Below are 13,051 nucleotides of genomic sequence, written 5' to 3'. Positions count from 1 at the left end.
GCAGGCGACCTCCACCAGCACTCGAGCACGGTCAGGGCAGCATTCCCCTGGCCGTGTCAGGCGGTTGGGGCGTGCAGGATCCGCTCCAGCCAATTTTCTGCCGGGGATATGTCGAGGTGCACGAGATCCGAAAGTGCGCCAAGCGCTCCCTCCCCCGGTACCTGGTCCCGGTTGCGAAGGGCAGGCCAGTGGGTGGGTTCCCAATCCTGGTGTTCGCTTTGGTAGTGGCGGCCCGTTGGTGAGAGCCAGCCGGGTGGCTCGTTCTTTGTGGCAGGCGTGGGTTTCCAGCCAGTGGCGTGGCGGAGTTTGTGGTGTTTGGGGCAGGGCTGTCCCAGGTTCGATATCCCAGTGGGGCCGCCGTTGGCCCAGGCCAGGATGTGGTCGGCGTCGTTGTCCAGGGAGTTGTTGCTGCACCCCGGGAACGGGCACTTGCCGTCCCGCATCCGCAACCAGGCCCGCATCGCACCGGTCACCCGGTAGCTTTTCCGCCCGATCTCCAGGGGTGCACCGTCCCGCGGATCCACCAACACCCGGTAAAACGACGTCGCCCCGTTCGCGACCAAATCCCGGGCCACCGACGGCGGGATCGGCCCGTACCCATCCAACATCGCCGGTTCATCGGTCAACCCCATCAGGGAGAACACCGGAACCGTGACCAGAACCTGCGCCCGGATCGGCGAAGACCACGGCTGCCGCCCGGCATCGGCAGCTTCACCTGCGCCAACACCAAGCACCCCACCGGCCCTGCCACTGCCGAGGACCGCCTCGGCGAACGTGTCGGCCCGCAACTGGGCCATGGTGCGGGACTCCTGGGGGCCTTGGAGTGACCGGGACATTGCGGTGAGCCGGTTCCACCCGGCCAACGCCTGAGCCGCCGGCAGACACGCGGACAGCCACGCCATCCCGTCCTGCTCCGGCCGGAACTCCACCCGCCGATCCGCCACCCCCTTGGCATGGCGCTTCTCAATGCTCTCCGCATGGTGGCGTTCCCGCCACGTCCTGGCCTTGGCCCGAAACCGGTGCGCCGGCATCTCACCGGCAGGGCACCCCCGCGCAGCATCCGGGGCCGCAGGGTCAAGGAAATGCGCCTCCAACGCCGCCGCCCCCGCAGCATCAAGGCAGGCCGCCTCATCCGCCATCACCACCGCATGCTGCCACGACAACGTCCCGGCCTGCAGGCCCTCAAAGGTCCGCGGCAACGAGGAAACAATGGCGTGCGAAGCAGCCAGGAACGATGACGCAGCCCGCGGCCCCAACGCCAGCACACACCCGATCTCCGCCGCGACCGCCATCTCCTGCGCCTGCACCGGCACATTCGGCCCGGCAACAACAGAGGCGCTCTCCGCGTACTTCACCGCAGCCTTCGCCTTCAAACCAGCGAACCCGGCCTCAACCTCCCGGGCACCAGCCAGAACGTCCAGGCACCCATCAGCCGAACCAGCCAACGGATCAGCCACCGAAAACGCCTCAGAACCGCACCCGTCAACCTCAGCATTGAGCACAGCAAGGGCAGCCCGGATGTCCGAATAAGCCTTAACCACCGCCGCCCTTCCCATAAACCAATCATGACAAGGGGGTACGACAATCTCCCGATGAAGTGTTCAGCTCAAACCTGCATCCCACTTTCCAACAACTGTTCCAGCCCCTGTTTGAAGCCTGACCTGCCCCCATGGGCAGGATGCCTGATCTTGGGCACAGTGAGGCCGCTGCGCTGCAAGCTGTGCTGGGCCACGTTGCCCACCGCCACTATGGAGGTAGTACCGAACAGTTCCGCCAACTCCTGCCAGAAGGGAGTCCCCAGCATCGTCTCCGAAGGCCTGGGCGTGCGGTTGGATAAGGGCTTACCTGGCTGGTGCGTGTGCCAGGGGAAGGCGCTCCACAGCAGTGGCAGGGCCCCGACCTCTTCCAGCACCTGCCACAGCACCGTCGCCGTTGGCTCGGCAGCCACCCCTGCAGCTTCGGGCGGCAGCACGTACCCCTTGCCCGGACCAAACAGCCCGAAGCTGTTGGCGGGGCCTCCGAGGATTACCCTGTTGGTAAAGGGCACGCCCGTGATTCGCATGCCCCGGAAACCGGGCGCTTCCCCTACCAACAGAACCTTGGGCTGCCGGTCCAGCATCTCCTGCAGGTAGAGCTCCAGGTTGCGCCTCCGCAGGGCATTCTCCGGAACCGCATGGTTGAAGAAGTTGGTGCACGCAGGTCCCAGCTCCACGGCCGCAAGCCGCTCAACGAACGCCGCAATACCGGACGCCATCATTCGCCGGACTTTTCGAGGACCGCGGCCAAACGCTCTGCTGCAGACGGATCTGCTTTATGAAGGCGGGCTTTTCGAAGGTTTTCGCGGACGATCCAGCGCACGTCCTTGTCCTGGCTGCCTGCCCACTTCGCGAGGTGCCCGAAGCCACTGGCCGGCTCAGCGGCAGCGGCAACGCTCCAGCAGTATCCAAGCCCCTGGCGCAGCACCCGGAACTGCTCCGACCTCCGGGACGCAGGGTCTGTTCCTTCCACCGAAGCGGTAATCCTGTCGAGGATCTCAACCGCCTTGGCGGCATCCTCCGGACCGTGAAGCAACCGCGGTTCACAGATCCCGGCCGCCACGGCACGCTGCACCAGCGGACCGCCGTCCACCCACCGTTCCGCCAGGGCCCACAAGGCGGGCATATCCACATCCCCCAGGCGCTGCAGGGCCATGGCCACTCCCTCACGCACCCGCCAGCGGTCGTCTCCCGCCAGCGCCCGGAGGGTAGCGGCAGCATCAGAATCGCCCTCCACAAGCAGCCGGCCGAGACCAACAGCGCCGCACAGGGCAAGGTACTCGTCCGGGCTCCCGGCGCACAGCCGGACCAGGTCCGGCTCCGCCACGTCGGCAAACGCCGCCGCCAGTTCGAGGTTGGCCCTGGGCCCAGGCAGGCCGGACTCAGCGTTCAGGTAGGCGGTCCACTCCCCAGGCGGAAGCGATTCCAGCACCTCCCGGTAATCCGACCGTTTGCTCACCGGCCCCTCCTCGTCGCGTGACAGCTACCCGGAGCGCGGGAAACCCTTACCAGCGCGGGTGGATGGACTCGCGGAAGTAGTGGTCGTAGATCCAGCGGACGCCGTCGTCGAACTCCTTGCCCACGCTGACCGTGGCCGCGGCAGCGTTGGCGCGGGCCTGCTCCACGTTACGTGCGCCAGGGATGACGGTGGTGACGCCGTCCTGGGCCGCGATCCACGCAATCGCCGCCTGCGCCGTGGTAGCGCCGGAAGGCACCAGCTGCTCGAACTCCTTCACGGCTTTCAGGCCCAACTCGTAGTCCACACCAGAGAAGGTCTCCCCGACGTCAAAGGCCTCGCCCTGGCGGTTGTAGTTGCGGTGGTCGTTCTCCGCGAACGTGGTGTCCTTGGTGTACTTGCCGGACAGCAGCCCGGACGCCAGCGGCACTCGGGCAATGATGCCCACTCCTGCGGCCTTGGCGGCGGGCAGGACCTCGTCCAGCGGTTTGAGGCGGAAGGCGTTGAGGATGATCTGGACGGAGGCCGTTCCTTCGTGCCGGATGGCTTCGAGGGCCTCGTCCGTGCGTTCCACACTCACGCCGTAATTGCGGATGGCACCTTCGGCCACGAGCGTATCGAGGGCGTCATAAACTTCGTTGTTGCTGTACACCAGGGTGGGCGGGCAGTGCAGCTGGACCAGGTCCAGGGTGTCCATGTCCAGGTTCTTCCGCGAGCGGTCAACCCACTGGCGGAAGTTGGCCAGGGTGTAGTTCTCCGGCCGCTGTTCCATGCGCCGGCCCATCTTGGTGGCCACGGTGATGCCGAGGCCAGGGTTGTCCGCCAGGAACTTCCCGATGGCCTGCTCGCTCTTGCCGTCGCCGTATACGTCGGCGGTGTCAAAGAGGGTGACGCCGGCCTCCACCGAGGCTGCGAGGATGGCCTGCGCCTGTGCCGGATCCACGTTGCCCCAGTCCGCGCCGAGCTGCCAGGTGCCGAGCCCCACGATGGAGACGTTCCGTCCGGTCTTGCCTAAAATCCGCTGTTCCATCCCCCGACTATATGCAACGATGCAACCCGTGGTCAGATCCGACCCCGGGTTGCACCCGCGCAAGCGGAAGTATGACCACCTGCCGGCCTAGGAAGTCACGTGCTCCAGCTTGGGCACCAGTCCCGCTTCCTTGAGCCCCAAGTAGATCCGGTCCCGGGCGATGGGCAGAGATGTGAACCGCACTCCCGTGGCGTTCCGGATGGCATTGGCAAGCGCCGGCGCCACGGGGTTGAACGGGCTTTCGCTCATCGACTTGGCCCCCAGCGGCCCCAGCTTGTCGTTGGTATCGGCGAAGTACACCTCGCTGCGCGGCACGTCCGCGAAAGTAGGGATGTGGTACTGCCGCAGGATGTCCGTGGTGACCTTGCCGGCGTCGTCCACTACGACCTCCTCGTACAGCGTGGCACCCAGGGCCTGCGCGATCCCACCTTCGATCTGGCCGCGGCACTGGCGCGGGTTGACCACCACGCCGGCGTCCGCCGCCTGCACGCTTTGCAGGATCTTCAGTTCACCGGTGCCGCGGTTCACCGCCACCCGGAAGCCGTGCACGTTGAACGCCACGGAGCGCGGGGTGCCACCCCAGCGGCCCTCGGCAGCAAGTTCGACGCCGGCATCCGCGGCAGCCCGCGCCAGGTCAGCCAGTGCCACGCGGGTTCCATCAATCACCACGGCGTCGCCGTCCAGGACACAGGCGGACGCCTGCGTCTGCCGAATTCCGGCCGCAAAGGCCCGAATTCGCACGGCCAGCTCTTCCGCCGCGGCCAGCGTGGCCTTGCCGGCCACCACGGTGCCGGCCGAGCCGAACGCACCGGTATCGTGCTCCACCAGGTCCGTGTCGGATTGCCGCACCGCCACCCTGGCCGCCTCCGTGGACAAGGCGGTGGCGGCCAACTGGGCATGTACCGTGGTGGTGCCGTTGCCAAACTCGGCGGTCCCGACGTCGGCCTGGTACGTTCCGTCCGGCAGGAGCCGGACGTGGGAATGGGCAAAGTGCCCCCGCGGCGGCACCGTGTCGATCATGGACAGCGCTGTGCCCTCACCCACCATCCAGTCCGGGCCAAGGTCATCCAGGCCTGCTTCCCGGTAGCGGGCCTTGCCGCGGTCCAGGGCGTCGCGGACCAGGTCCAGGCACTGGTCCAGGCCGTAGCTGCCGTAGTGGACGTCCTCCTCCGGATCCGGCTGGGTGGACAGCATGTGGTCGCCCTCACGGACCATGTTCCGGCGGCGGAACTCCAGCGGATCCATCCCGATTCCGGCCGCCAGCTCATCCATGGCGGACTCGATGGCGAAAATCATCTGGCTCAGCCCGTAGCCGCGGAACGCCCCGGCCGGAACAGTGTTGGTGTACACCGAGTGTGCGTCCACCTTCTTGTTGGCGCAGTTGTACACGGCCAGCGATTCACCGCAGCCGTGGAACATGACGCCGGGGCCGTGGTTGCCGTAGGCACCGGTGTTGGTCACGACGTCCAGCTCCATGGCCGTCAGCCTGCCGTCCCTGCCGGCGCCCGCCTTCAGCTTGATGGTGAATGGGTGCCGGGTGGTGGTGGCGGTGAACTGCTCCGTGCGGGTGAGTTCCAGCTGGACCGGCCGTTGCAGTTTCAGGGCCGCGAGCGCCACGAGGTCCTCGGTGAGGACTTCCTGTTTGCCGCCGAAGCCACCGCCCACACGCCCGGCCACCACGTGCACCTTGTCCTCGTCCAGGCCGAACACCCTGCACAGCGTCCGCCGGACCAGGAACGGGACCTGGCTGGAGGTGCGGACCTGCAGCCGCCCGTCAGCATCCACCGAGGCGATGGCCGCGTGAGTCTCCAGCGCGACGTGCTGCACCCGCTGGGTCTGGTAGGTCTGTTCGTGGATGAAGTCGGCGGCGGCGAAACCATCGGCCACGTTTCCCAGCTCGGAGTGCAGCTCCGCCACCACGTTCCGGTCCGGCCGGGAGATGCGGGCCGCGAAGGCGTCCTTGTCCCCATGTACCAGCGGCGCGCCGGGAAGCAGCGCGTCCTGTGGGGAAAAGACGGCGGGCAGTTCCTCATATTCAACCGTCAGCGCCCGCACGCCGGCTTCGGCAGCGCCCACCGATTCGGCCACGACGGCGGCCACCCGCTGCCCGCGGAACCGCACCATGTCATCGAGTACCCGGGTGTCGTCGGGGTCGTCGGTGAAGAGCTCGTGCTGGGCCGTGGAAAACAGCTGCTCCGGCGCGTCCTCGTGGGTGAAGACCGCCACCACCCCAGGCACCTGCAGTGCCGCCTCCTTGTCGATGGCTACAACCCGCGCGTGGGCATACGGTGAGCGCAGGATCTTCAGGTGCAGCAGTGCCTGCTGCTGTTCCACCGGGAGGTCCAGTGTGTAGCGGGAGGCGCCGGTGACAACTGCCCGGCTGGCCGGCGCGGGAACGTCGTCGCCCAACCGGCCCGGCTCAGGATCCGGCTGCCCCTCCCCCGCGATGCCGGACCCCTGCCCGGCCGGATTCGGATGGCCGGCCTCTCCGCAGACCGCGTCGGCGATGGCACGGTAGCCGGTGCACCGGCAGAGATTGCCCTTAAGGTTCCGGGGCAGGTTGTCCTTTTGTTCGTCGTCGAACGTGGCCGCCGTCATCACCATGCCCGCCGTGCAGAACCCGCACTGGAAACCCTGCCGCTCCATGAACTGCTGCTGCACCGGATGCAAGTCCCCGTCAGCACTGGAAGCAGCAGCCAACCCCTCAATGGTGGTGACCGCATGCCCCTCCGCCCGGACGGCCGGGTAGATGCAGCTGTGGACCGGCGTTCCGTCCACGTGCACGGTGCAGGCGCCGCAGTCACCGCCGTCGCAGCCTTTTTTGACGCCGGTGTTGCCCTGCTCCCGCAGGAACGTGCGCAGGCACTGGCCGGGCCGGGGTGCGGCGCCGGCGGGGGTGCCATTGATCTCGATGGCCATGCTCAGGCCCCTTTCGAAAGTGCGGTGGAACCGGATGCCGGCGCACCGGCATTGAGGGGCGGCCAGAAGTCACCGGAGAACGCCAGCCCCGGCGTCCCCTCGGGCGCTGCCAGCTCCGCGCGGATTTCCTCGGCCAGCCGGTAGGTCATGTCCCGGCGCCAGGCAGGCAGGCCGTGGATGTCGTCGTGATAAAGCTCTACCGGAATGGCATCGTCCAATGCAGCGGCCAGCCGGTCTGGATCCGGCAGCCCGTCGAAGCGCAGCTGGACCGGACGCTTGGTGGCGGCGGTGACGGTCAGCACCAGGGAGGCGCCGCCGTCGAGCCTTCCAATGAGCAGCGCCCCGGACCGGCCCAGGTTGCTCAGGGACAGCCGGCGGAAGGCCGCGCGGGAAGCAAGGGCCGACGCCGGCAGGTGGACGCTGCGGACCAGCTCGCCGGGTGCCAGGCAGTTTGTCGCATCCCCGGTGATGAAGTCCGCCACCGGGACCCGCCGGCTGGTGCCGCCCGGCCCGAGGATGGTGGCCGTGCCGTCCAGCCCGGCGCAGAGCGAGATGATGGGCCCTGCGGGCAGGGAGGTGCAGAGGTTGCCGCCCACGGTGGACATGTTCCAGATCTTGAAGGAGGCCACGAACGAATCGCAGCACGCGCGGACCAGGTCCAGCCCGGGCCAGGAGCGGCCTGCCGCCGCTGGTGACACCGGAAGCTTGTACAGTTCGGCGATGGTGCAGGTGGCAGCCAGCTCTATACCGTCGTCGGTGACTGTGATGGGCGTCCAGCCGGCGTCGCCGAGGTCCAGGAGCCGGGTGAGCGGCTGGGGTCCAAAGGCGTAGCTGCCGTACGAGAACAGGACCGTGCCGCCGGCCAGCCAGGCATCGCCGTCGCGCCATTGTGCGGGGTCGGTGGTGCGGACCACCGCCTCGATGGTGTTCATGTCCATGCGATCTCCTGGGTATTGAGGTTTGCGGCTGCGGGGGCAGCCGGGTGGTGGATGGCACCGGAGGTGTCCCGCAGCGGCACGCAAGTGGCGGCGCGGTTCCGGGCGGCGATCAGTTCGGCGGTCACGGACACCGCCACTTCGGCGGGAGTCACGGCGCCGAGGTCAAGGCCGATGGGTGAATGCAGCTGGGCAATCCGTTCCGGCGGGACTCCCGCATTGAGGAGCTCGTCCACGCGCTGGAGGTGGCTGCGGCGGGATCCCATGGCGCCCACGTAGGCGAGGTCCAGTGCCAGTGCGGTCTCCAGGAGGGGGATATCGAACTTGGGGTCGTGGGTGAGGACGGCGGCCACGGTGCGGCTGTCCGTCCGGCCTGCAGCCGCTTCCGCAGCCAGGTAGCGGTGCGGCCAGTCCGTGACTACCTGGTCCGCTGCGGCGAACCGTGGCTGCGACGCGAACGCGGGCCGGGCATCCACGAGGGTCACGTGGTAGCCCAGCAGCTTGGCGGCCGGGACCAGCGCCGCGCCGAAGTCATTGGCGCCGAACACCAGCATGCGCGGCGGGGCCAGCCGGGACTCCACGAGGACGGCGGGCTCCCCGGATAGCTGCGCTTGGCCGGTGCGGTCAGGAGCGCACTCCCCTTGCCGGGCCAGGGGGACCAGGCCGGCGCCGCCGCGGCGCACCATGGCCTCCACCTGCAGCGCGGACTCCCCCTGCAGCAGTGACGCCAACTCCGGGTGGGTAGCCAGGCGGAGGGCGGCGGGATCCGAAAGTACGACGGCGGCACCTCCCGGGCTTCCCAGCAGCCGTACCAGTGCGACGGGTTGGTCCGGGCTGAGTTGCGCGAGTTCCTTTAGTGCCGCGCGCAGCGGGTGCTCGGCAGCGCCGGTGCCTGCGGGCACCGGCTGGATGTGGATGGCCAGTTCTCCCCCGCAGGTGAGTCCGGCTGCGAAGGCGTCGGCGGAACTGAAGCCGAACGTCTCGTGCCGCGGAACGCCGTCGTTCATGGCCTCCTTGGCGAGCGCCACCACGGCGCCTTCCACGCATCCGCCCGAAAGGCTGCCCAGGACGGCGCCGGATGCGGCAACCAGCATGGAGGTCCCTACCGGGCGCGGAACCGAGCCGGATGCAGCCACGATGGTGGCCACCGCGAACTCCCCGCCCGCAAGCCGCGGCACCCAAGGGCCAAGTGAAGGGATCAGGTCAAGCATGGCGGCACTCCTTCTTCCGCAGCAGTGGTGTCCATTGTCGGTCCTGCCTGTCTGTCCTGCCAGGGGCCAGGCCAAGGGTTGGCCCGGCCCCCGCAGTGGTGGGACGGTAATCGGAAAGGCAGTCAGCCGCCCAGCAGGGCGTTGATCGGTCCGCGGGCGAAGTACACCAGGAACCCGGCACTGACCACCCACATGAGCGGGTGGATCTTCTTTGCCTTGCCGGAGGCGGCCCCGATGACGGCCCAACTCACGAAGCCCACCCCGATGCCGTTGGCGATCGAGTAGCTCAGGGGCATCGTCACGATGGTGAGGAACGCCGGCAGTGCCACCGTGAACTTGGTGAACTTGATCTCGCGGATCTGCGCCATCATCATGGCGCCCACCACCACCAGGGCGGCGGCTGCGACCTCGAGCGGCACCACGCTGGTGAGCGGGGTGAGGAACATCGAGCCCAGGAACAGCAGGCCGGTGACCACCGAGGCCAGGCCGGTGCGGGCGCCTTCGCCGATGCCGGCCGCCGAGTCGATGTACACGGTGTTGGAGGAACCGGACGTGGCCCCGCCCGCCACGGCGCCGAAGCCTTCCACGATGAAGGCCGATTTCAGCCGCGGGAAGGTGCCGTCCTTGTGGGCGACGCCGGCGCTCTTGGCCAGGCCGGTCATGGTTCCCATGGCGTCAAAGAAGTTTGTGAACACCAGCGTAAAGACCAGCATGGTGGCCGCGAGTCCGCCGATCCTGCCGAAGGAGCCGAACAGGTCGAACTGGCCCACCAGGCCCAGGTCCGGCGCCGAAACCAGCTGGCCGGACAGGACGGGGGTGTTCAGGTGCCAGCCGCCGGGGTTGGTGGCGCTGGCGGGGCCGATCTTCATGATGGCTTCCACGACGGCGGCCAGCACGGTGGTGCCGACGATGCCGATGAGCAGGCCGCCCTGGACCTTCCGTGCCACCAGGATGCCCATGGCCAGGAGTCCGACGACGAACACGAGCGTGGGCACGGAGGTGATGGAGCCGCCGTCGCCCAGCTGGACGGGCGGACCGCCCGCGGTGGGCCGGACGAAGCCGGAGTCCACGAAGCCGATGAAGGCGATGAACAGGCCGATGCCTACGGTGATGGCGGCTTTAAGTTCCTTGGGTACCGCCCGGAAGATGGCGGTCCGGGCGCCGGTGACGCCGAACAGCACAATCAGGATGCCGTTGATCACCACCAGGCCCATGGCCTCCGGCCAGGTGACTTCGTGGATCACCGAGACGGCAAGGAAGGAGTTGATGCCCAGGCCTGCGGCGAGCCCGAACGGCAGGTTGGCGATGAGGCCAAAGAGAATGGTCATGACGCCGGCGGTGAGGCCGGTGACGGCGCCCACCTGGGCTGCGGAGAGCCAGCCTCCGGCGACGTCGGTGGGGGCGTTGTCCGCGCTGAAGCCGCCGAGGATGAGGGGGTTCAGGATGACGATGTACGCCATGGTGAAGAAGGTGACCAGGCCGCCGCGGAATTCGCGGGCAAGGGTTGAGCCGCGCCGGGTGATCTGGAAGAAGCGGTCCAGGAAGGATTCCGGTGCCGGCGGCTGCGGTGTTCCGGTTGCCTGCGTGGAAGTGCGCGGCGCCCGCCGGGTGGTGCTGGTGGTTGGAGCCGAATGCTCCTCGTGGGAATGGTCCAGGATGGTCATCGAAGCCGCCGGGCCTAGTAGTCGATCCTGGATTCGAGCGTGTTCCAGGTGTTGAACGGCTCCAGCGGGGCCGGGGCCTGGGGATCGCCCAGTTCCAGCTTGGAGACCGGCATCAGGGAATCCCTGTCCTGGTTTTCGAAGTACTCGTAGAACACCGCGTCGTCGAAGCCGACGGAGGCGGCGTCGTGCCGGTCTGCGGCGTAGACAACGCGGCTTACCCGTGCCCAGAGCGCGGAGGCCAGGCACATGGGGCAGGGCTCGCAGCTGGTGTAGAGGGTGGCGCCGCTGAGGTCGAAGGTGCCCAGTTCGCGGCATGCGGTGCGGATGGCGGTGACTTCCGCGTGGGCGGTGGGATCGTTATCCGCGGTGACGCGGTTGACGCCGTCGAATGCCTGCCCGTCCGCCATGACGATCATGGCGCCGAACGGGCCTCCGCTGTTGAGGACATTGGCCGTTGCCAGCCGGATGGAGCGGGCCAAAAACTGTTCGGCCGTGACGGTGGTACTCATGATGCGACTTCCTTTTGCCGGGAAGCCTGTTGCCGCGCAGGACCAGTAAAACCAGGTGCGAACGGTTACCAGGCTTCAGCATGTGCTGTGAAGGTTAAGTTGCGCCTGGTAGATAGCTTCCCGGGTTCGGGTGCCCGCCTTTGGCAGAATTGAGATTAGCACCCGTTTGTGGGCCACGCCATAGTTTTCTGGAAATTTAATTTCGCTATGTGAAATGCTTGTTTCGGGCTCTTCACCGCCCTCCCGCAGCCGCGGTCACAAACGCAGGCGTTGACGCAGGTGGGGCTGTTTCCCTACTCTGGCACCACCCGTTACCTGCCCGCAGGAACGGCTACCTGGATCAGCAGACAGGGCATCACTGAGCTGGACAACTGCACCGCATTCCGCTCAGACAAGGACAGCCATGACTCCTTCCTCCCCTGCACCCGACTCCCGTCTATGGATCCGCAAACCCCTGGCCGCTTTCACCGCAAATTCCCTTGACGCTTCGGGCGGGCTGGTGGTGGCCAACGGCGTCATCACCGAGGTGTTGGCCGCTGGCCAGCAGCCGTCAGCCCCCTGCACGGAGACGTTCGACGCCGGCAGCCACGTGCTGCTCCCGGGGCTGATCAACACCCACCACCACTTCTACCAAACCCTCACCCGCGCCTGGGGTCCGGTGGCCAATGCCCCGCTGTTTCCCTGGCTGCAGAACCTCTATCCGGTGTGGGCCCGGCTCACGCCGAAAGACCTGGAACTGGCAGCCACGGTGGCCCTGGCCGAGCTACTGCTCTCCGGCTGCACCACCGCCGCCGACCACCATTACCTTTTCCCCGCGGGGCTTGAGGATGCCGTCGACATCGAGGTTGAGGCGGTGCGGCGGCTGGGCATGCGGGCCACGCTCACCCGGGGGTCCATGACGCTGGGAACGGACGACGGCGGCCTGCCGCCACAGTCCACCGTGCAGGATCCGGAGGTGGTGCTGGCGGACAGCGAGCGCCTGGTGGGCCGGTACCACGAGCGCGGGGATGCAGCGGTGATCCAGATCGCCCTGGCGCCCTGTTCGCCGTTCTCGGTGACGAAGGAAATCATGGCTGAAAGCGCGGCCCTGGCTGAGCGGCTTGATGTCCGCCTGCACACGCACCTGGCAGAGACCCTCGACGAGGAGGACTTCTGCCGGGAGATGTTCGGACTGCGGACCGTTGACTACCTGGACAGCGTGGGCTGGCTGACGGACCGCACTTGGCTGGGACACGGCATCCACTTCAGCGACGCCGAGATCATGCGGCTCGGAGCGGCGGGGACCGGCGTCGCGCATTGCCCCACCTCCAACATGCGGCTGGCCTCCGGAACCGCCCGGGTCCTGGAACTGGAGGACGCCGGAGTCATGGTGGGGCTGGGAGTGGACGGCTCGGCGTCGAACGATGCCTCCAACATGATCCTGGAAGCGCGGCAGGCCCTCTACCTCCAGAGGCTGCGCTACGGCGCTGACGTGCCGGTGGAGCGGGCGCTGGGCTGGGCCACCCGCGGATCCGCCGCTGTCCTGGGACGGTCCGGCCTGGGCCAACTGGCACCCGGCATGCAGGCCGACCTGGCACTGTTCCGGCTCGACGACCTCCGCTTCTCCGGCAGCCACGACCCCATCGCCGCTCTCCTCCTGTGCGCCGCCGACCGGGCGGACCGGGTGATGGTGGGCGGGCAGTGGCGGGTGGTGGACGGACAGATTCCGGGGCTGGACGTTGCCGGCCTTATCGCGGAGCACTCTGCGGCGGCAACGAGGCTGGTCAACGGCTGACACACGCCCGGCCCGCTG

10 protein-coding genes are annotated in these 13,051 nt (G+C 67.8%); 1 reads left to right on the top strand and 9 read right to left on the bottom strand.

Annotation, left to right across the window (positions count from 1 at the left end; all coding sequences use genetic code 11):
• Nucleotides 1-56: 56 nt before the first annotated feature.
• The 9 genes from FBY30_RS09335 to FBY30_RS09295 all read right to left on the bottom strand — a co-directional run bounded on the left by FBY30_RS09335 (nt 57) and on the right by FBY30_RS09295 (nt 11,259).
• The gene (locus FBY30_RS09335; protein ID WP_142132627.1) at nt 57-1,556 is read right to left on the bottom strand and encodes an HNH endonuclease signature motif containing protein; all 1,500 of its coding nucleotides are present in this window, start codon (nt 1,554-1,556) and stop codon (nt 57-59) included.
• Between the two features lie 50 nt (nt 1,557-1,606).
• Nucleotides 1,607-2,257 carry a uracil-DNA glycosylase gene (locus FBY30_RS09330; protein ID WP_142132626.1) on the bottom strand — a complete coding sequence of 217 codons (651 nt, stop codon included), beginning with the start codon at nt 2,255-2,257 and terminating at the stop codon, nt 1,607-1,609.
• Nucleotides 2,254-2,994, bottom strand: coding sequence for a HEAT repeat domain-containing protein (locus FBY30_RS09325; protein WP_142132625.1), 741 nt, complete (start codon nt 2,992-2,994; stop codon nt 2,254-2,256). The genes FBY30_RS09330 and FBY30_RS09325 overlap by 4 nt, the downstream gene beginning before the upstream one ends.
• A gap of 46 nt (nt 2,995-3,040) precedes the next feature.
• Nucleotides 3,041-4,021: an aldo/keto reductase gene (locus FBY30_RS09320; RefSeq protein WP_142132624.1), complete on the bottom strand. Its 981-nt coding sequence runs from the start codon at nt 4,019-4,021 to the stop codon at nt 3,041-3,043.
• A gap of 87 nt (nt 4,022-4,108) precedes the next feature.
• Nucleotides 4,109-6,940, bottom strand: a complete 2,832-nt coding sequence (locus tag FBY30_RS09315; protein WP_142132623.1) for a molybdopterin-dependent oxidoreductase — start codon at nt 6,938-6,940, stop codon at nt 4,109-4,111.
• Between the two features lie 2 nt (nt 6,941-6,942).
• Entirely contained in the window at nt 6,943-7,878 is a 936-nt protein-coding gene (locus FBY30_RS09310; RefSeq protein ID WP_142132622.1) for an FAD binding domain-containing protein, read from the bottom strand.
• Nucleotides 7,869-9,086 carry an XdhC family protein gene (locus FBY30_RS09305; RefSeq protein ID WP_142132621.1) on the bottom strand — a complete coding sequence of 406 codons (1,218 nt, stop codon included), beginning with the start codon at nt 9,084-9,086 and terminating at the stop codon, nt 7,869-7,871. Before FBY30_RS09305 ends, FBY30_RS09310 begins: the two co-directional genes overlap by 10 nt.
• Before the next feature lie 122 nt (nt 9,087-9,208).
• Nucleotides 9,209-10,750 (bottom strand): NCS2 family permease, encoded by a 1,542-nt coding sequence (locus tag FBY30_RS09300; RefSeq protein WP_142132620.1) that lies wholly within the window; start codon nt 10,748-10,750, stop codon nt 9,209-9,211.
• A 14-nt stretch (nt 10,751-10,764) separates the two neighbouring features.
• A complete protein-coding gene (locus FBY30_RS09295; RefSeq protein ID WP_142132619.1) occupies nt 10,765-11,259 on the bottom strand; it encodes a nucleoside deaminase in 495 nt (164 codons plus the stop codon).
• A 403-nt stretch (nt 11,260-11,662) separates the two neighbouring features.
• On the opposite strand from FBY30_RS09295, the gene FBY30_RS09290 reads away from it, so the two are divergent.
• The gene (locus FBY30_RS09290) at nt 11,663-13,033 is read left to right on the top strand and encodes an 8-oxoguanine deaminase (protein ID WP_142132618.1); all 1,371 of its coding nucleotides are present in this window, start codon (nt 11,663-11,665) and stop codon (nt 13,031-13,033) included.
• Nucleotides 13,034-13,051 lie beyond the last annotated feature (18 nt).

Origin of the sequence: Arthrobacter sp. SLBN-83, assembly GCF_006715285.1 — a bacterium.
In the GTDB taxonomy this organism is placed as follows: domain Bacteria; phylum Actinomycetota; class Actinomycetes; order Actinomycetales; family Micrococcaceae; genus Arthrobacter.
This window is presented reverse-complemented; position numbering and strand designations above follow the sequence as displayed.

Coding starts and splice junctions, on each gene's coding strand:
- FBY30_RS09290 (WP_142132618.1), top strand. CDS start 11,663: ATGACTCCTTCCTCCCCTGCACCCGACTCCCGTCTATGGATCCGCAAA.
- FBY30_RS09310 (WP_142132622.1), bottom strand. CDS start 7,878: ATGGACATGAACACCATCGAGGCGGTGGTCCGCACCACCGACCCCGCA.
- FBY30_RS09300 (WP_142132620.1), bottom strand. CDS start 10,750: ATGACCATCCTGGACCATTCCCACGAGGAGCATTCGGCTCCAACCACC.
- FBY30_RS09330 (WP_142132626.1), bottom strand. CDS start 2,257: ATGATGGCGTCCGGTATTGCGGCGTTCGTTGAGCGGCTTGCGGCCGTG.
- FBY30_RS09305 (WP_142132621.1), bottom strand. CDS start 9,086: ATGCTTGACCTGATCCCTTCACTTGGCCCTTGGGTGCCGCGGCTTGCG.
- FBY30_RS09320 (WP_142132624.1), bottom strand. CDS start 4,021: ATGGAACAGCGGATTTTAGGCAAGACCGGACGGAACGTCTCCATCGTG.
- FBY30_RS09315 (WP_142132623.1), bottom strand. CDS start 6,940: ATGGCCATCGAGATCAATGGCACCCCCGCCGGCGCCGCACCCCGGCCC.
- FBY30_RS09335 (WP_142132627.1), bottom strand. CDS start 1,556: ATGGGAAGGGCGGCGGTGGTTAAGGCTTATTCGGACATCCGGGCTGCC.
- FBY30_RS09295 (WP_142132619.1), bottom strand. CDS start 11,259: ATGAGTACCACCGTCACGGCCGAACAGTTTTTGGCCCGCTCCATCCGG.